The organism is Nocardia sp. NPDC059180, assembly GCF_042754945.1.
Classification (GTDB): domain Bacteria; phylum Actinomycetota; class Actinomycetes; order Mycobacteriales; family Mycobacteriaceae; genus Nocardia.
This window is the reverse complement of the sequence record NZ_JBHZBU010000001.1, coordinates 870,227-887,864: the sequence shown is the minus strand read 5'-3', so window position 1 is coordinate 887,864 and position 17,638 is coordinate 870,227. Positions and strand designations below refer to the sequence as shown.

Sequence of the window (17,638 nt, the reverse complement as noted above, 5' to 3'; positions counted from 1 at the left end):
CTTACCGCACGGCAACGGATCAACAGCTCGCTCGCGGTACGGCAGCGGCTTCAAACCGCGACAGTGCTCGGCGCTTCGGCCCCACGCCGATACTGCCCCGGCGGTACCCCGTACTCCCGTTTGAACGCCTTGGCGAAGGCGAACTCGGAGGTGTAGCCGACACGGGCCGCGATCGTCGCCAGTGGTGCGTCGGTCTCGCCGAGCAGACGCGCGGCGGTGAGCAGGCGCCAGCGGGTGAGGTAGGACAGTGGTGGTTCGCCGATGGTGGCGGTGAAGCGGCGGGCGAGGGTGGCGCGCGAAACGCCCACGGCGGCACTGAGCTCCGGCACCGTCCATGCGTGAGCGGGGTCGTCGTGCATCGCTCGCAGCGCAGCGGCGACTGAGGGATCGGCGAAGGCACCGGCCCAGCCGCCTGCTCGGTCGCGGGCCTGTTCGTCGAACCAGGCGCGCAGCACGAACAGCAGCAGGGTGTCGAGGATGGCGGGGATGGCGGCATCGCTGCCCGCGCGGGGTTCGGCAACTTCAGCGGCCAGTAGGTCGACGGCTCCGCGCAGGGCGGGGTCGCGGCCGGGGCGGGCAGGCACATGGATGAACTCGGGTAGTTCGTTGAGCAGCGGATGGCTGCGGCGCCTGCCCAATTCGTAGGCGCCGCACAGCAGCGCGGTGCGCACACCGGGTCCGGCGATCTCGCGTGGCTCCCCCGGATAGGCCGTCTCGGTTACCGGTGACGTTGGGCTATCGATCAGGTCGTGGTCGGCGCCGCGTGGCATGAACAGCACGTCACCGACGCCGAGTGCGATCGGTTCGGCTCGGGGTGGTACCACCCAGCACGAACCCTGCAGCACCACGTGAAAACCCGCGCCCGGCACGACGGGATAGCGGCGACCCCACGGCGCGTGCCGGATGAACAGCCCGGAGGAGGGGCTACCGGTCCTGATGGCCGCGATGGTGTCGCTGAGAATGTCCACGGGAATAACTCTACAGCTCAGAGACTGAGCGTTTCAGACATGAAGTAGAGCGATTCAAGCATTTCCTTGCTCACCAGTACCGCATACGTTGATGAACATGACGAACACGAACTCCACCAAGACCATCGCCGTCTACGGCGCCACCGGCCACACCGGCGGCTACCTGCTCGCCGAACTGCGCCGCCGCGAGCTCACACCGGTCCTGGTCGGCCGCGACGCCGACCGCCTGCGCACTGCCGCCACTGCCGCCGACCTGGCCGACGCCGACATCCGGGTGGCCTCCCTCGACGACCACGACGCCTTGGTGGCCGCGTTCCGCGACGCCGACGTCGTCATCAGCAGCCTGCCCGCCTACGTCGACCACGGCGAAGCCGTGCTGTCGGCCGCCATCGACGCCGACGCGCACTACACCGATCTGTCCGGCGAACAACTGTTCGTGCGAAGGGTTTTCGAGGACTACTCCGCACGTGCCGAAGCCGCGGGCATCACCCTGGTGCCTGCGGTGACCGACAGCAATCTGCCCGGCGACCTGCTGGGCCACCTGACCAGCCGACGCGTCGACGGTGCCGCCGAAATCACCATCAGCCATCACAGCCGAAGCGGCGGTGACGGGTCCCGCGGCAGCGCCGAGACCGTGCTGGCGAGTGTGGATTGGTTCCGCGAGGGCGGCTGGCATTATGCGGACAGCGGGTGGCAGACCGGCCGGCCGCCGGTCGCTGAGCTGCGCTACCCGACCGAGCAGCCCCGGCCCGCCTCGAAATTCCCGCTGACGCCGGTGCTCACCATCCCGCGGCACAGCGCGGTGTCCTCCGTGACGGGGCTATTGCCCACCGAGTTCCATGAGGGGCTGAAGAAGTTGACCGCCGACGTTGTCGCGGCGCTGCCCGCAACGCCCGATCCAGCCTCCGATCTGCACTACGACCTCGTGGTCGACGCCGAAGGGTCCGGCAAGTCCGTGCGCGGCGTGCTCAGCGGCCTCGACTCCTACCGCGATTCCGCGTTGATGGCGGTCGAGGCGGCGGTCCGGCTGGCAGAGAACACCACCAAACCCGGCGCGCTCGCCGCAGCGGAAGCCTTCGACGCCACCGACTTCCTCGACGCCCTCGCCCCACACGGCATCACCTGGCGCATCGAAGAATTGTGAACCCGAGAAACGACGACGGGGCGAGGAGTACATCCTCGCCCCGTCCTCATCGCCGACCACTACTCGGCGATGTCGATCACCCCTTCGTCGACCGCCCATTTGATGGTCCGGTCGAGATCAGCGCAGGATTCGGGTCGTCCCGGTCCGGCGCCCTGCTCGGCGAGCCTGGCGTAGACCGGGCAGTGGGCGGCGGGGTCGCCGGTCCACTGGATCGAGGTCTGATGCGAACTGCTCTTGCGCACCATGACCTCGCTCTGACAGGTCAGGCACCGCAGCGGAGTCAGCCCCTCCTCCAGGTACCGCGACTTGTCGACGACCGTCTGGGCGGCGACCGCGGCTCGCCGCGCAGGTTGATCGGCGAAGTCGGGTGCTTTCGCCCAGGTCGCGGTCATTACACACCCGCCTCCGCGGCGGCCGAATCGGCCTCGGCAGCCTCGGTCTCGGCCTTACGTCGCAAGTTCTCGGCGACCTCGGCTTCCCACGCCTCGTTGGCCTTGGTGGTGTCGACCTCGAACTCGAAGCGCTGGGTCATCTTCTCGGTCACGTCGGCGGCGTCGACGTAGAACTGCTCGTACCAGCGGCGCAGCTGGTAGACCGGGCCGTCCTCCTCGCACAGCAGCGGGTTGTCGACCTTGGACTTGTGCTTCCAGATCTCGACGTCCTGGAGGAAGCCGTCGCCGAAGAAGGTGGTCATGCTCTTGGCGAGCTTGGCCGCCGTGGCGTCATCGAGCCCCTTCGGCTTCTCGACGCTGAGGCCCCACTGCAGGACGAACGAGTCCTGGTCGACCGGATAATGGCAGTTGATGAGATTGACCGTGATCTCGTAACCGCCATAGATGTTGACCAGCGGGTTGATCATGTAAGAAGGGCCGAAGTACGACGCTTCCGACTTGAGCAGGTTGTCACCGCCGTACTTGGCCGCGATCCCCACATCCGGGCGGCCCTTGGTCTCCAGGAACTGGGTCGCGACGTGACCTTCGAAGACGTTCTTGAAGTAGGTCGGGAAGGCGAAGTGGATGTAGAAGAAGTGGGCCATGTCGACCACGTTGTCGATGATCTCGCGGCAGTTGGCGCCCTCGATCAGCAGCGAGTTCCAGGTCCACTCGGTCCAGTCATCGTTGAGCTCCTCGAGCGAATTGCCCTCGGCATCGGTGTAGGGGCCCTTGATGTAGGGGATCGCAACCTCGGGCGGCGGTGGATTGCCCTCATGGTCGTGCCAGACGAACAGCTGGCCGTTGCGCTCGAGGGTGGTCCACTTCCTGGTCCGTGCCAGTGGTGGCACTCGACGCGCGTACGGAATCGAGGTGCATTTGCCACTCGCGCCCCAGCGCCAGTCATGGAAGGGGCAGGCGATGTCGTCGCCCTTGACCTCGCCCATGCTCAGGTCGCCGCCCATATGCCTGCAGTAGGCATCGAGCACACGCAGTTCGCCCGCAGTGTCGGCCCAAACCACGAGTTTGGTGCCGAATGCGTTGACCGAATGCGGTTTGCCGTCGCGGAACGTCTTGGCCAGACCCAGACAATGCCATCCCCGCGCAAAACGGGTGGGCGCCGAGCCGACATCCAGCTCTCTGACCTTCGCACCGCTCCCCTGTGGGGTAACTGCCATCGCGAATCCTCCTCCTTCTGTACTAGAACACGTTACAAAAATGTCGCGTTCCACGCCAGCGATAGCGCCTACTTCCTGCGCATGCCGTGTCAAAATCAGCAATGAACACCTGTTCTCGACAGAAATAAGAACGTGTTCTAGTCTCAGAGACAAATGAGTACGGGTTACCAACCAAGGCAGGAGCAGGTCCGCAAGATGACGCAAGAAGTGACCGAACGGGTCGAAGCGCTGTTGCCGATGCTGCGCGAGCGCGCACAAGAGGCCGAGGACCTGCGGCGTATCCCCGACGAGACCATGAAGGCACTGCAGGAGACCGGCTTCTTCAAGCTGCTCCAGCCCAAGCAGTGGGGCGGGCACGCCGCCGATCCGGTGATCTTCTACGACACCGTCCGCAAGCTCGCCAGCGCCTGCGGTTCCACCGGTTGGGTGGCAGGCATCATCGGCGTGCACAACTGGCACCTCGCGCTGTTCTCGCAGCAGGCGCAGGAAGAGGTGTGGGGCGAGAACACCGACGTCCGCATCTCCTCCTCGTACGCGCCGATGGGTGCGGGCACCGTCGTCGAGGGCGGCTACCGGGTCAGCGGCTCCTGGGCCTGGTCCTCGGGCTCCGACCACGCCGACTGGACCTTCGTCGGCGGACCGGTGATCAAGGACGGCCGCCCGGTCGACTTCGGCAGCTTCCTCATCCCCCGCTCCGAATACCGCATCGACGACGTCTGGAACGTGGTCGGCCTGCGCGGCACCGGCTCCAACACCCTGGTGGTCGAGGACGTGTTCGTGCCGCGGCACCGGTTCCTCAGCTACAAGACGATGAACGATCTGGCCTCCCCCGGCCTGGAGCAGAACACCGACCCGGTCTACAAGATGCCGTGGGGCACCATCCACCCCACCACCATCTCCGCGCCGATCGTCGGCATGGCCTACGGCGCCTACGCCGCCCACGTCGAGCACCAGGGCAAGCGGGTACGCGCGGCCTACGCCGGCGAGAAGTCCAAGGAAGATCCGTTCACCAAGATCCGCATCGCCGAGGCTTCCAGCGATATCGATGCCGCCTGGCGTCAGCTGGCGGGCAATGTCGCCGACGAGTACGCGCTGCTCCTCGAAGGCAAGGAGATCCCGTTCGATCTGCGGGTACGCGCCCGCCGCGACCAGGTCCGCGCCACCGGCCGGGCCATCGCCTCGATCGACAAGCTGTTCGAGAGCTCCGGCGCCACCGCACTCGCCAACGGCACACCGTTGCAGCGGTTCTGGCGCGACGCGCACGCCGGCCGGGTGCACGCCTCCAACGATCCCGAGCGCGCGTACCTGATGTACGGAGCACACGAATTCGGCCTGCCGGTTACCGACGGGATGGTGTGACGTGACCTCGACCGCCGAGCTCACCTACGAGTCGACCTCCCGGTTCGCGCAGGTGCGGCCGGACCTGAAACTGCACTACCACGAAGCAGGCGTCGGCAACGGTCCGACGATCGTGCTGCTGCACGGCGGCGGGCCCGGCGCATCGTCGTGGTCGAACTTCTCGCGCAATATTCCGGTGCTGGCGCAGGACTTTCACGTCATCGCCGTCGATCAGCCCGGATACGGTAAGTCCGACAAGCCGACCGAGCATCCGCAGTACTTCGTACACAGCTCATCCGCGCTGAAGGATCTGCTCGACACCCTCGGGATCACCGAGAAGGTGCATCTGCTCGGCAACTCGCTCGGCGGCGGCACCTCGGTGCGGTTCGCGCTCGACTACCCCGACCGCGCGGGCAAACTCATCCTGATGGGTCCGGGCGGACTGAGCACCAACCTGTTCGCGCCTGATCCCACCGAGGGTGTGCGGCTGCTGTCGAAGTTCACCTATGAGCCGACGCGCGAGAACATCGAGGCGTTCATCCGGATCATGGTGTTCGACCAGAAACTGGTCACCGACGAGTTGGTCGATGAGCGTTTCGCCGCGGCGGGCACTCCGGAATCCATCGCCGCCATGAAGGCCATGGGCAAGTCCTTCGCGAGTGCCGATTTCGAGAAGGGCATGCTCTGGCGCGACGCCTACAAGTTGCGTCAGCCGGTGCTGTTGATCTGGGGCCGCGAAGACCGGGTCAACCCGCTCGACGGCGCGCTGGTGGCGTTGAAGTCGATCCCGCGGGCACAGCTGCACGTGTTCGGTGGCTGCGGGCATTGGGCCCAGCTGGAGAAGTTCGCCGAGTTCAACCGGCTGGCAACGGATTTCTTGAACGGGGTGAAATAGCCATGGGGATTCGCGCGCTCGGATATATGCGCATCGAGGCCACCGATATGGCGGCCTGGCGCGAGTACGGCCTCAAAGTGCTCGGCATGATGGAGGCTCCCGGTCCCGATACCGACAACCTCTATCTGCGGATGGACGATTTCCCGGCGCGCCTGGTGATCGTCCCGGGCGAGAAGGACCGATTGCTGGTCTCCGGTTGGGAGGTCACCGACGCTCCTGCACTGCAGGAACTTCGGGAGACTCTCGCTCGTGCCGGTGTCGCCTTCAAGGAGGCCACCAAGGAGGAGCTCGCCGAGCGCCGGGTCGAGAACATGATCCGTTTCGAGGACCCCTCCGGCAATACGCTCGAGGCCTTCCACGGTTCGCAGTACCTGGCCCGCCGGTTCGTCAGCCCCTACGGGCACAAGTTCGTGACCGAGGAGCAGGGCCTCGGCCATGTCGTGCTGACCTGCACCGACGATACTGCGGCGCAGGCGTTCTACCAGGACGTGCTCGGCTTCCGGTTGCGTGACTCGATGCGGCTGCCTCCGCAGATGGTGGGCAGGCCCGCCGACGGCGATCCGGCGTGGCTGCGGTTCTACGGCTGCAACCCGCGCCATCATTCGCTGGCGTTCCTGCCGCTGCCCAATTCGACCGGCATCGTGCATCTCATGCTCGAGGTGGAGAACTCCGACGACGTCGGCCTGTGCCTCGACCGCGCGGCGCGCAAGAAGGTCAAGATGTCGGCCACCCTCGGCCGCCACATCAACGACAAGATGCTGTCGTTCTACATGAAGACCCCGGGCGGATTCGATATCGAATTCGGTTGTGAAGGTCTGGAAGTCGACGATCACGCCTGGATCGCGCGGGAGTCCACCGCGGTATCGCTGTGGGGTCACGACTTCACCGTTGGGATGAAATAACGATGAGTGACGGGGCGGAAGTGACTACGCAGGAATACCCGGAGATCGACGGTCGCCAGTTCCGGAATGTGCTGGGGCAGTTCTGCACCGGCATCACCGTCATCACCACCTTCGACGGAGACGATGCGGAGAAAACGCCGATCGGCTTCGCCTGCCAGTCGTTCGCCGCCCTGTCGCTCGACCCACCGCTGGTGCTGTTCTGCCCCACCAAGGGCTCGCGCTCCTGGGCCGCGATCGAACGCAACGGACGCTTCTGCGCGAACGTCCTCGCCGAAGAACAGCAGCAGCTGTGCGCCCGCTTCGGTTCCCGCGAACCGGACAAGTTCGCCGAAATCGACTGGCGCACCTCCGAACTGGAGCTACCGCTCCTTGACGACGCCCTGGCCACCATCCAGTGTTCGGTGGACCGCGTCGTCGACGGCGGCGATCACCACATCGTGATCGGCCGTGTGCTGGCCCTGTCGGAGTCGACCACCTCCGGCAGGCCGCTGTTGTTCTACCGCGGGCAGTACACCGCCATCGAACCGGACAAGACGGTTCCGGCGCCGTGGCGGGCGGATCTGGAGCATTTCCTTACGACGACCACGTTGGATACCTGGTTGTAGAGGTGTGAGGGGCGTGCTCCATCGGCCACGCCCTCATTCCCGCCGTGGAACCGACCGGCGCGGCCAAGCTCGAGCGTGCCCCACTATCGGCGATGCGATCAGCAGGTCAAGCGATTGCGGCGATGTCACCGTTGTCGAAGTAGATCGCTTGGTGCAGCTCTCCGCCGAGTGCGGCTGCGTACCGAGTGAGCACTTCCTGACCGGAAATCTCGCCCTGCTCGATATGGGATACGCGACCTTTTGTGACGCCCATCCGCTCCGCTACCTGTTCCTGGGTCAGTCCCCTCGATCGCCGGATCTCGGCGAGACGCTCACCGAGCACCTCGGCCAGCAGTTCCCTTTTTCCCGCCGCCACGGCGGCCTCGCCACCGGCACGTTCGACGTGCTCGGCGCGAATGTCCTTCCAACGTGTGTACTCAGTCATGACGCATCTTCCTCCACACGGGATTTCACATAGTCCGCGTAACGCTGCTCGGCCAGCGGGACCGATTCCTCATACCACTCGCTCCACCGGTCCCTCTTATCCCCCGCCACCAGCAGAATGCTCGACCGCCAAGGATCGAACGCGAACAGGATCCTCGTCGTGCCCGGGCGGAGTTCTTTCAGGTTCTTCAACGTTGACCCCGCGATCGTGTCAACGAGAGGGCGGCCCAAACCCGGCCCACCCTGGGCTAGCGCGTCCAATGCCTGAACAACTCGAGCGTGTGCACCGGGTTCGAGACACCCGATCCACTCGCGCACCTCATCGACGACGTAGATCTCCCACTCGCCCTCTGTCACACCCAGAAGTATAGCGATAGATATACCTGTGGGTCGCGAATAGCTGCCCATAAGTGCTCAGTTGTTGAGCACTTATATACGGAAGATGGGGTACAGAAAGACCGACGAACCCAGGAGAACGCAATGAACAAGGTCGACAGCACCGTGATCACCTGCACCGACACCGCGGAGTGGGAGGCGTGGTTGGCGGCCAATCATGACCGGGCCGGTGAGGTGTGGGTGAAGATCGCCAAGAAGGGGGCCGAGGACGCCACGATCACGCTGAGTGAGGCGCTGGACGGGGCACTCTGCTACGGGTGGATCGATAGTGTTCGACGGGGGTTCGACGCGGACCATTACGTGCAGCGGTATTCGCCTCGACGGGCGCGTAGTCCCTGGTCGCAGGTGAATGTGGCGAAGGTGGAGGCGTTGCTGGCGGCGGGACGGATGCGGGCGCCGGGCCTGGCGGCGGTCGAGGCAGCGCGGGCCGATGGGCGGTGGGAGGCCGCGTACGCGTCCCAGCGGGAGGCGACGGTTCCCGAGGATCTCGCGACAGCGCTGGAACGGGACCCGGTCGCGCGGGAACGGTTCGAGGCGCTGGATCGCAGCGGGCAGTACGCGCTGTTGCTGCGACTGATGAAAGCCAGGACGCCTGCGCAGCGGACGAATCAGTTGGACCGGATCATCGTGGAGCTGGGCGGGGGCGTGTAGATCGGGTCTACGGTGAATACCGACCAGGTGCAGAACCGACCGGGAGGCGATTTGCGCATCATCGTCCGTGCGTTGCTGGTTCTGCTGGCGCTCGTTTGTGGTCCGGCTGTGCTGATACCCGGGGCCGCCGCCGCGCCGAGCATCGACGATTTCACTGCCCGCCGGATCGACGAACTGCTCTCGGTCCGCACCGGCGCCGCGCCGCAAAGCAAGGGTGAGCTGATCGAGCTGCTGTCCCGGCAGTTCCTCGGCACCCCGTACGGGGCGAACATGCTCATCGGTTCCGCCACCGAACCCGAACAGCTCGTCGTCGACTTCCGCCGGGTCGACTGCTTCACCTACCTCGACTATGTCGAAGCACTCAGCCGCTCCACCTCCCGCGACGAGTTCGTGGCGAACCTGATCGCGACCCGCTACACCGGCGGCCGCGTCGAATTCTCCCAGCGCAAGCACTTCTTCACCGACTGGGCGCACACCCCACGCACCGCCTCCACCGACATCACCGCAACCCTCACCCCCGCCGCGATCAGCACCACCAAGCACCTCAACGCGAAAGCCGACGGCACCAACTACCTCCCCGGTCTGCCGGTAACCGACCGTGGCATCACCTATATCCCCAGCTCCGCCGTCGACGACTCGGTCATCGCAAACCTCCGCACCGGCGACTACATCGGCGCCTACACCGACCAGCCCGGCCTCGACGTCACCCACGTCGGCATCTTCGTCTCCACGCCGACGGGCCCCGTCTTCCGCAACGCCTCCTCCCTTGCTGCCGACAACAAGGTCGTCGACACCCCGTTGCTCGACTACGTGCGCACGACGCCGGGGATCCTCGTGCTGCGGTCGAAGTAGCGGTGAGTCGACGCGTCGCCTGCGGCGATCACAGCAGCCCGCGGTTGCTCGTCAAGCCCTACTCTGGGGCCGCGACCTCGATGAAATCGGACTCGTTGGATCGACCGGCAAGCACCGCACGTCGCACCGGGTCACGCATGACCGCGACGGTTGTCTCCCATGCCCAAAGGACTTCCCGCAGCAGGGCCGAATCACCAGACACCGCTGCGCGCTCGACCGCGGCGCGAATTTCGGCCAATGCTTCGGCTTGATCGTCGGGATCCAGCTCCGACAACCACACCGGCGACGGGGCGCAGGCCACGGGAGCCGGCCGTGAGACTTTGCCGTGCGGTAGGAAGGCGACTTGCGGATTGTCATCGTCGATCGCGATGTTGAGGGACGCATCGAGCGCACGCGCCAGCGTCGTCAACAACGGCAGAGTCGGAACGGCGTCAGAGCCCTCGATCCTGGAGATCTTCACCTGCGTGAGGTCAGCGCGCTCGGCGAGCTCGGCCTGAGTCAGGCCGAGTTCAGTGCGCCGGAGGTAGACGGCTTCGGTGTGCGCCATCGCAAAGCGAATCTCGGTCCGCACATCAACCACGGCCTGGGGTTCGTTCAAACGATTTCTCCGGGACGTTGTCTACTGATGCTCGCTACAGTAGACGTCATGTCGCACCTCGCCCGTATCACATCTGATCCTGAGATCTGTCACGGCAAGCCCGTGGTGCGGGGCCTGCGCTATACGGTCGAAATGCTGCTGGAGCTCCTCGCATCGGGGATGGCCGCCGAGGAGATCCTCGATGATTACCCGGATCTCGAGTTCGAAGAGATTCTCGCGGTGCTCGAGTACGCCGCTGCGGTAACCGCGCAGCGAACGACAATCACCTTCGATGCAGCGTGAAATTCCTGGTCGATGCCCAGCTACCCCGTCGACTCGCCGGCTTTCTCCAATCCCCGGGCATGATCGTGTGCACACCTCGGAGCTCGAGCTCGGCAATCGCACACCTGACAGCGACATAGCCAAGCGGGCTGACAGCGAAGGCCGAGTGGTCATCACGAAGGATCGTGACTTCTGGGTCGGCCACCTGCTCGACCGCTGCCCTAGGTCGCTACTGGTCGTAGCCACAGGAAACATCGCAAACTCGGCTTTGCTCGACCTGTTCGAGACCACCTCGCCGAGATCGTCGACCTGCTCTCGACGTCCTCGGTCGTAGAACTCGGGCGGGACCGATTGGTCGCCCACACGGATCGACAGCCCGAGGGCGAGTAGGGCCGCGAACTGCTCCGACCGGAAACGAAAACAGGCCGCGAACGGAGGGGTTTCGTTCGCGGCCCGTTTCGGGTGGGGATCAGGCGGTGACTGGCGCCTGTTCCCGCTGAAGTTCCAGCGCAATGTCGATGAGCTGGTCCTCCTGTCCGCCGACGAGCTTGCGCTTGCCTGCGCGGACGAGCATTTCCGCCGCCGAGACTCCGTAGCGTTCGGCCTGGCGTTCGGCGTGGCGCAGGAAGCTGGAGTAGACACCTGCGTAGCCCATCATCAGGGACTGGCGGTCGAGCAGGCATTCGGCGGGCATGGCCGGGCGGACGACGTCTTCGGCGGCGTCGGCCATGGCGAAGAAGTCGATGCCGGTCGTGATGTCGAGCTTGTCGCAGACACCGACCAGTGCCTCCACGGGGGTGTTGCCCGCGCCTGCGCCGAATCGGCGGGCGCTGCCGTCGATCTGGGTGGCACCCGCGCGGATGGCGTAGATCGAGTTTGCCACGGCGAGGTCCATGTTCTCGTGGCCGTGGAAGCCGACCTGCGCGTCGTTGCCGAGCTCGGCAACGAGTGCGGCGACCCGGTCGGAGACCTGCTCCAGCACGAGCGCACCGGCGGAATCGACCACGTAGACGCACTGGCAGCCCGCGTCGGCCATGACCCTGGCCTGCTTGGCCAGCGCCTCGGGCGGCTGAGTGTGCGACATCATCAGGAAGCCGACGGTTTCCAGGCCGAGTTCACGGGCCAGGCCGAAGTGCTGGATGGAGACGTCGGCCTCGGTGCAGTGGGTGGCGATGCGGCAGATGCTCGCGCCGTTGTCCTGGGAGATCTTGATGTCTTCCTTGACGCCGACGCCGGGCAGCATGAGCACCGCGATCTTGGCCTGCTTCGCGGTCTCGGCCGCGATGGTGATCAGTTCCTGTTCAGGGGTTTTGGAGAACCCGTAGTTGAACGAAGAACCGCCGAGGCCGTCACCGTGGGTGACCTCGATGACCGGGACACCGGCGCCGTCGAGCGCGGTGACGATGTCACGCACCTCGGTCGCGGTGAACTGGTGGCGCTTGTGATGGGATCCGTCACGCAGCGAGGTGTCGGTGACGCGAATATCGAGTTCAGCTGAATAAGCCATGGGGGAACGCTCCTTACACCCGTGCCGAGGCGATCTGCTTGGCCATGACCTCGCCGACGCGGGTGGCGGCGGCGGTCATGATGTCGAGGTTGCCCGCATAAGGCGGCAGGAAGTCGCCTGCCCCTTCGACCTCGACGAAGACCGAGACCTTCGCCAGGCCACCGGACACCACCGACGGCTCGTCGAACTGGGGCTCGTTGAGCAGCCGGTAGCCGGGCACGTACTGCTGGATGTCGGCGACCATCCGGTGGATGGAGTCGGCGATCGCATCGGTGTCGGCGTCTTCGGGGATGGCGCAGAAGATGGTGTCGCGCATGATCATCGGCGGCTCGGCCGGGTTCAGGATGATGATGGCCTTACCGCGTTCGGCGCCACCGATGGTCTGCACACCACGACTGGTGGTCTTGGTGAACTCGTCGATATTGGCGCGGGTACCGGGCCCGGCCGACACCGACGACACCGACGCGACGATTTCGGCGTAGGGCACCGGAACCACGCGCGACACTGCCGCGACGATTGGAATGGTCGCCTGACCACCACAGGTGATCATATTGACGTTCGGCGCATCGACGTTGGCCCCGAGGTTCACCGGCGGCACCACGGCGGGCCCGACGGCGGCGGGGGTGAGGTCGACGGCGCGAATCCCCTTCTCCGCGTACTTCGGCGCCGCATCGCGGTGCACGTACGCCGAGGTGGCTTCGAAGACCATGTCGGGCAGTTCGGATTGCCCGAGCAGCCAGTCCACACCCTCGTGCGAGGTCTCCAGACCAAGCCCACGGGCGCGCTTGAGGCCTTCGCTGTCGGGATCGATGCCGATCATCCAGCGCGGTTCGATGTGCTCCGAGCGGAGCAGTTTGTACAGCAGATCGGTGCTGATGTTGCCGGACCCGACGATCGCGGCGGTGACGGTCCCTTCGGACACGACTTACCTCCTACGTGAATTGCAAACGGACAGAACCGAGTCCGGCGAACTCGGCATGGAAAGCATCTCCGGGACGCGCGTCGATGGCGCGCGTGCAGGAACCGGGCAGGACGACGTCGCCTGCCTTCAACCGAACCCCGAAGCTCGCGACCTTGCGGGCCAGCCACGCAACCGCGATGACCGGATCACCGAGCACCGCATCGCTGCGGCCTTCGGCGATGACCTCGCCGTTGCGGGTGAGCACCGCGTCGATCGACTTGATGTCGATGTCCTTGGGCGCCACCCGCTCCTTGCCGAGCACGAAGCCGGCGGAGGAGGCGTTGTCGGAGATGGTGTCGGCCAGGCCGATGTTCCAGTCCTTGATCCGCGAGTCGATGAGTTCGATGGACGGTGCGTAGGCGACGGTCGCGGCGAGCACGTCCTCTTCGGTGCAGTCCGCGCCGGGCAGGTCGGCGCCGAGCACGAACCCGACCTCCACCTCGACGCGAGGGAACAGGTAGCGATCGGCTTCGACGGGAACGTCTTCGTAGACTTCCATTTCCGCGAGCAGATGCCCGTAGTCCGGTTCGTCGACGCCCATCATCTCCTGCATCGCCTTCGAGGACAGGCCCACTTTGTGCCCGACCACCCTGGCGCCGCTGTCGAGCCTGCGCCGGATATTGATCAGCTGGATCTCGTAGGCGTCGACGACATCGATATCGGGATGCCGGGCGACCAGCGGATCGAGGGCGACCCGGTCGCGTTCGGCGCGCTCGAGTTCGTCGGCCAATTCGGTTCGTACCGCATCGGACAGCACGTCAGTGTTCCTTTCTCTCATGATCGGACCCCTCCGCGGTTACGCTTCGCTGCCGCCTCCGGTGCTGACCGCTCATGAAAGGGGTTCCTTTTCTCTCATGCGCGAACTCCACCGTGGTGACGTTTCGCAGCCGCCGGGGGTAACCGCTCATGAGGAGTTCTGTTCTCTCATGAGCGAGCCCGTCTGTGGTTCGTTGCCGACCGCTCATACGGGGTCCTTTTCCGCTGTTGCCGGATCGCACTGGAAGCTGTGCGCGCCCGCTGCCGACCGTCCCGCGCGACGTCCGGAGAACACGCAGTCGGCCAACGACAGCCCACTGACATAGGAGTCCGAGCAGATGCCGACGGCGGTGCGTCCGGCCGCGTACAGGCCCGCGATATCGGTACCGTCCGTCGATCGCACGGCGCCGGTGTCTTCGTCGACGACGACGCCGCCGAGGGTGAGCATCGGGCAGGGATTGATCACGCTCGGCCGGATGGAGACGTTGAGCAGCCAGAACGGGCCGGTGCTCAGTGGGGTGGTGTATTCGGCCGGTTTGCCCACCGGGTCGGGGGTGCCGTCGGCGATGGCGGCGTTGTAGGCCTCGACCGTCGCGCGGAGTCCGGCCGGGTCGATGCCCGCTTTCGCTGCGACCTGTTCGATAGTGGCCCCACGTTTGGCGCTGCGCCGCAGGGGTTCGAACTGGGCGCGCTGAAACCAGGTGCCCTGGGTGCCGATCTGGCGGATGGCGGTGCGCATCATCGCATCGTCTGCCAGCAGCCAGCCGGTACCGCCGTGCTTGTTGACCAGCGCATCGCCGACGGCGGCACCGTAGCGGGTTTCGTCGATGACGCGGCGGCCCTGCCCGTCGACGAGGACGGCGCCGGTGAACACGCTCGGCGGCAGCAGGAACCGCCAGGCCGAGACGTTGCCCATCCGGTCGGTGGCCGCGCCGACGCTCTGGGCCAGCTTGATGCCGCTGCCGTCGTCGCCGGTGGTGCCGAGCGCCATCCCGCCCTTGTAGGCCGGTGCGTACTCGGCGACCATCTCGCGGTTGGCGATGAAACCACCCGCGCTGACCACGATGCCGCGCCGCGCGAGCACCCGGATCGTGGTGCGGTAGCGCTCGTCCATCTTCGCCAGCCGCTTCTCCAGTGCCTTGCGCAGCGGCGGGTAGTAGATGCCGGGTTTGGCGGCGAGGTGCGCCATGCGGGTATAGCGGTCGCGAATCCGGCCGGGGGCGTCGCGCAGGGTGCGGCATTCGACGCCGATGACGGCGCCGGCGTCGTCTGTGATCAGCTCGGTGACCTGGGTGAGCGTCTCCACTCGGACCCCGGCTCGCGAAGTGGCGGCTGACAGCGGCCCGGACAGCTGCTTACCGGAGACACCGCGCCCGTGCACCCGATGCCCACGCTGAGCTGCGGGAATGTCGGAGAAGGCGCCGGAGATCTCGCTACCGGAGTAGTAGAGGTAGTAGTCGTCGTTCGGGTAGGACGTCTTGTATGGGCACAGCGACGCCTCGAAGGGGACGCCGTGACCCTTCAGCCAGTCGATCATCGCGGGGCTCTCGTCGACGAAGCGGCGCAGCGTCTCGGGGCGGACCGCGTCGCCGACCTCGCGTTCGAGGTAGGCCAGCATCGCGTCGGGCGTATCGCTCACACCGGCTTCACGCTGAACCGAGGTCCCGCCACCGGCGTAGATGATGCCGCCCGAGAGCGCGGTCGCGCCGCCACCGGTGAACCTTTCCAGGACGAGCACCTGGGCGCCGTCGGCTGCGGCTTCCAGCGCTGCGGAGGCGCCCGCAGCCCCGTAACCGACGACGACTACGTCGGCGGTCAGGTCCCAATCGAGGCTCATGTACTCCACTCCGGATCGACTCTACTTCGAAACTCGTCTACAAACTGAAACGAGTTTCCTTGACGACAAGACTGCTGCGTCCTCCCATGATTAGCAAGTCATCTACCACAACCAATGGACGAACCAGTGGCCGATTCTATAACGTGTTCTACATGACTGATCGGGAATACGACGTGGTGGTGGTCGGCAGCGGCGCCGCCGGAATGACCGCCGCCCTGACCGCCGCCCATCACGGGCTGAGCGTGGTGGTCATCGAAAAGGCCGCACACTACGGTGGATCGACTGCTCGCTCCGGTGGTGGCGTGTGGGTTCCCGGCAACAAGGCGCTGCTGGCGTCGGGGCGTCCGGACGACCGCGAGGTCGCGCGCAAGTACCTGCACAGCATCATCGGAGACGCGGTGCCGAAGGAGCGGATCGACACCTACATCGACCGCGGACCCGAAGCGCTGGACTTCGTGCTCGACCACACCCCGCTGAAGCTGAAGTGGGTCCCCGGCTACTCCGACTACTACCCCGAGGCTCCGGGCGGTAAGGGCGACGGACGGTCCTGCGAGCCCAAGCCGTTCAACGCGATGGTCCTCGGCGAGGAACGGTTCAACCTCGAACCGCCGTACGCCAAGGCGCCGCTGAACGTCGCGGTCATGCAGGAAGACTTCGTCCGGCTCAACCTGATCAAGCGCCACCCCAGGGGCATGATGCGCGCGATGCGCGTCGGCGCCCGTACCTACTGGGCCAAGTTCACGCGCAAGCATCTGCTGGTCATGGGCCAGGCGATCATGGCGGCCATGCGCAAGGGGCTCATGGACGCGAACGTTCCGCTGCTGCTGAACACACCCCTGACCAAGCTCATCGTGACCGACGGGGTCGTCACCGGTGTCGAGGCTTTGCAGGATGGCAAGCCGGTCACCTTCACCGCGCGCCACGGTGTCGTCCTGGGCAGCGGCGGCTTCGAGCACAACGCCGAGATGCGCGCGAAGTACCAGCGTCAGCCCATCACCACCGAGTGGACGACGGGCGCGGCGGCCAACACCGGCGACGGCATCGTCGCGGGTATGGACGCGGGCGCCGCGATCGGCTTCATGGAGGACGCCTGGTGGGGTCCGACGGTGTTCAAGGGCGAGGGCCGTCCGTGGTTCGCACTGGCCGAGCGCAATCTGCCCGGCGCGATCATGATCAACACCGACGGTAAGCGTTTCGGTAATGAGTCCGCTCCTTACGTCGAGGCTGTGCACACCATGTACGGCGGCGAATATGGTCAGGGTGAGGGTCCGGGCGAGAACATCCCCGCCTGGCTGGTGTTCGACCAGCGCTATCGGAACCGCTATATCTTCGCCGGGCTTCAGCCTGGTCAGCGCTTCCCGTCCCGCTGGATGGAAAACGATTTCATCGTCAAGGCCGACACCCTCGAGGAACTGGCAGGCAAGCTCGGCGTCCCCGTCGACAATCTCGCCGCCACCGTCAGCCGGTTCAACACCTTCGCCGAAACCGGCAAGGACGCCGACTTCGGCCGCGGCGACAGCCACTACGACCGCTACTACGGCGACCCGACCGTCAAGCCGAACCCGTGCCTTGCCGCGCTGGTCCAGGGGCCGTTCTATGCGGCCAAGATCGTGCCCGGTGACCTGGGCACCAAGGGTGGTCTGGTTGCCGATACCGCCGGTCGCGTACTGAAGGAAGACGGCACCGCGATCGAGGGGCTGTACGCCTCGGGTAACTGCTCGACTCCGGTGATGGGCCACACCTACGCCGGTCCCGGCGCGACCATCGGGCCGGCGATCGCATTCGGGTACCTGGCGGTGCTGGATATCGCCGAGCGGAAGAAGGCGGAGGCTTCGGAGGCTTCGGCCGAGGTTTAACGGATGCGGGGCGCGGGTGGCCGTCGGTCGCCGCTGGGCAATCGACGTCCACCCGCGTTCGGCCTGCGTACAGTGCCCT

At 65.8% G+C, this 17,638-nt stretch carries 20 protein-coding genes; 10 read left to right on the top strand and 10 right to left on the bottom strand.

Features of this window, described 5'->3' with window-relative positions:
- Nucleotides 1-50 precede the first annotated feature (50 nt).
- On the bottom strand, nt 51-968 hold the full coding sequence (locus tag ACFXNW_RS04180; protein ID WP_379415735.1) for an AraC family transcriptional regulator: 918 nt from the start codon (nt 966-968) through the stop codon (nt 51-53).
- Nucleotides 969-1,065: 97 nt separating this feature from the next.
- Here ACFXNW_RS04180 and ACFXNW_RS04175 point away from each other — a divergent pair, with 97 nt between their 5' ends.
- On the top strand, nt 1,066-2,112 hold the full coding sequence (locus tag ACFXNW_RS04175; RefSeq protein WP_379415733.1) for a saccharopine dehydrogenase NADP-binding domain-containing protein: 1,047 nt from the start codon (nt 1,066-1,068) through the stop codon (nt 2,110-2,112).
- 59 nt (nt 2,113-2,171) lie between these two features.
- Here the strand turns inward: ACFXNW_RS04175 and ACFXNW_RS04170 are convergent, their stop codons facing one another.
- Together ACFXNW_RS04170 and ACFXNW_RS04165 are read right to left on the bottom strand one after the other, a co-directional pair.
- On the bottom strand, nt 2,172-2,504 hold the full coding sequence (locus ACFXNW_RS04170; RefSeq protein ID WP_379415732.1) for a hypothetical protein: 333 nt from the start codon (nt 2,502-2,504) through the stop codon (nt 2,172-2,174).
- Nucleotides 2,504-3,721 (bottom strand): Rieske 2Fe-2S domain-containing protein, encoded by a 1,218-nt coding sequence (locus tag ACFXNW_RS04165; protein ID WP_379415731.1) that lies wholly within the window; start codon nt 3,719-3,721, stop codon nt 2,504-2,506. Before ACFXNW_RS04165 ends, ACFXNW_RS04170 begins: the two co-directional genes overlap by 1 nt.
- Before the next feature lie 153 nt (nt 3,722-3,874).
- Between ACFXNW_RS04165 and hsaA the strand changes: the two genes are divergently transcribed.
- From hsaA to hsaB, 4 genes are read left to right on the top strand one after another with little or no spacing between them, the layout of a single operon-like run.
- Nucleotides 3,875-5,080 carry a 3-hydroxy-9,10-secoandrosta-1,3,5(10)-triene-9,17-dione monooxygenase oxygenase subunit gene (gene hsaA / locus ACFXNW_RS04160; RefSeq protein WP_379415730.1) on the top strand — a complete coding sequence of 402 codons (1,206 nt, stop codon included), beginning with the start codon at nt 3,875-3,877 and terminating at the stop codon, nt 5,078-5,080.
- A gap of 1 nt (nt 5,081) precedes the next feature.
- A complete protein-coding gene (gene hsaD, locus ACFXNW_RS04155; RefSeq protein WP_379415729.1) occupies nt 5,082-5,954 on the top strand; it encodes a 4,5:9,10-diseco-3-hydroxy-5,9,17-trioxoandrosta-1(10),2-diene-4-oate hydrolase in 873 nt (290 codons plus the stop codon).
- A gap of 2 nt (nt 5,955-5,956) precedes the next feature.
- Complete coding sequence (hsaC, locus tag ACFXNW_RS04150) at nt 5,957-6,856, top strand: iron-dependent extradiol dioxygenase HsaC (protein ID WP_379415727.1); 900 nt, start codon at nt 5,957-5,959, stop codon at nt 6,854-6,856.
- Nucleotides 6,857-6,858: 2 nt separating this feature from the next.
- Nucleotides 6,859-7,461 carry a 3-hydroxy-9,10-secoandrosta-1,3,5(10)-triene-9,17-dione monooxygenase reductase subunit gene (gene hsaB / locus ACFXNW_RS04145; protein WP_379415726.1) on the top strand — a complete coding sequence of 201 codons (603 nt, stop codon included), beginning with the start codon at nt 6,859-6,861 and terminating at the stop codon, nt 7,459-7,461.
- Between the two features lie 106 nt (nt 7,462-7,567).
- Here the strand turns inward: hsaB and ACFXNW_RS04140 are convergent, their stop codons facing one another.
- Both ACFXNW_RS04140 and ACFXNW_RS04135 read right to left on the bottom strand, forming a co-directional pair.
- Nucleotides 7,568-7,885 carry a helix-turn-helix domain-containing protein gene (locus ACFXNW_RS04140; RefSeq protein WP_379415724.1) on the bottom strand — a complete coding sequence of 106 codons (318 nt, stop codon included), beginning with the start codon at nt 7,883-7,885 and terminating at the stop codon, nt 7,568-7,570.
- Nucleotides 7,882-8,241 carry a type II toxin-antitoxin system RelE/ParE family toxin gene (locus tag ACFXNW_RS04135; protein WP_379415723.1) on the bottom strand — a complete coding sequence of 120 codons (360 nt, stop codon included), beginning with the start codon at nt 8,239-8,241 and terminating at the stop codon, nt 7,882-7,884. Before ACFXNW_RS04135 ends, ACFXNW_RS04140 begins: the two co-directional genes overlap by 4 nt.
- Before the next feature lie 123 nt (nt 8,242-8,364).
- Here ACFXNW_RS04135 and ACFXNW_RS04130 point away from each other — a divergent pair, with 123 nt between their 5' ends.
- Nucleotides 8,365-8,931 carry a YdeI family protein gene (locus ACFXNW_RS04130; protein ID WP_379415722.1) on the top strand — a complete coding sequence of 189 codons (567 nt, stop codon included), beginning with the start codon at nt 8,365-8,367 and terminating at the stop codon, nt 8,929-8,931.
- A gap of 51 nt (nt 8,932-8,982) precedes the next feature.
- Entirely contained in the window at nt 8,983-9,783 is an 801-nt protein-coding gene (locus ACFXNW_RS04125) for a DUF1460 domain-containing protein (protein WP_379415721.1), read from the top strand.
- Between the two features lie 58 nt (nt 9,784-9,841).
- On the opposite strand, the gene ACFXNW_RS04120 is transcribed toward ACFXNW_RS04125, so the two are convergent.
- Nucleotides 9,842-10,381 (bottom strand): helix-turn-helix domain-containing protein, encoded by a 540-nt coding sequence (locus ACFXNW_RS04120; RefSeq protein ID WP_379415720.1) that lies wholly within the window; start codon nt 10,379-10,381, stop codon nt 9,842-9,844.
- A gap of 48 nt (nt 10,382-10,429) precedes the next feature.
- Between ACFXNW_RS04120 and ACFXNW_RS04115 the strand changes: the two genes are divergently transcribed.
- Together ACFXNW_RS04115 and ACFXNW_RS04110 are read left to right on the top strand one after the other, a co-directional pair.
- Nucleotides 10,430-10,663 (top strand): DUF433 domain-containing protein, encoded by a 234-nt coding sequence (locus ACFXNW_RS04115; protein WP_379415719.1) that lies wholly within the window; start codon nt 10,430-10,432, stop codon nt 10,661-10,663.
- On the top strand, nt 10,653-10,976 hold the full coding sequence (locus tag ACFXNW_RS04110; RefSeq protein ID WP_379415718.1) for a DUF5615 family PIN-like protein: 324 nt from the start codon (nt 10,653-10,655) through the stop codon (nt 10,974-10,976). The genes ACFXNW_RS04115 and ACFXNW_RS04110 overlap by 11 nt, the downstream gene beginning before the upstream one ends.
- 135 nt (nt 10,977-11,111) lie before the next feature.
- Here the strand turns inward: ACFXNW_RS04110 and dmpG are convergent, their stop codons facing one another.
- The 4 genes from dmpG to ACFXNW_RS04090 all read right to left on the bottom strand — a co-directional run bounded on the left by dmpG (nt 11,112) and on the right by ACFXNW_RS04090 (nt 15,703).
- Nucleotides 11,112-12,149 (bottom strand): 4-hydroxy-2-oxovalerate aldolase, encoded by a 1,038-nt coding sequence (dmpG, locus tag ACFXNW_RS04105; RefSeq protein ID WP_379415717.1) that lies wholly within the window; start codon nt 12,147-12,149, stop codon nt 11,112-11,114.
- Nucleotides 12,150-12,162: 13 nt separating this feature from the next.
- A complete protein-coding gene (locus ACFXNW_RS04100) occupies nt 12,163-13,071 on the bottom strand; it encodes an acetaldehyde dehydrogenase (acetylating) (RefSeq protein WP_379415716.1) in 909 nt (302 codons plus the stop codon).
- A 10-nt stretch (nt 13,072-13,081) separates the two neighbouring features.
- Nucleotides 13,082-13,867, bottom strand: a complete 786-nt coding sequence (locus tag ACFXNW_RS04095) for a 2-keto-4-pentenoate hydratase (protein WP_379416288.1) — start codon at nt 13,865-13,867, stop codon at nt 13,082-13,084.
- A 204-nt stretch (nt 13,868-14,071) separates the two neighbouring features.
- On the bottom strand, nt 14,072-15,703 hold the full coding sequence (locus ACFXNW_RS04090; RefSeq protein ID WP_379415715.1) for an FAD-binding protein: 1,632 nt from the start codon (nt 15,701-15,703) through the stop codon (nt 14,072-14,074).
- 143 nt (nt 15,704-15,846) lie between these two features.
- Between ACFXNW_RS04090 and kstD the strand changes: the two genes are divergently transcribed.
- Entirely contained in the window at nt 15,847-17,559 is a 1,713-nt protein-coding gene (gene kstD, locus ACFXNW_RS04085) for a 3-oxosteroid 1-dehydrogenase (RefSeq protein WP_379415714.1), read from the top strand.
- Nucleotides 17,560-17,638 lie beyond the last annotated feature (79 nt).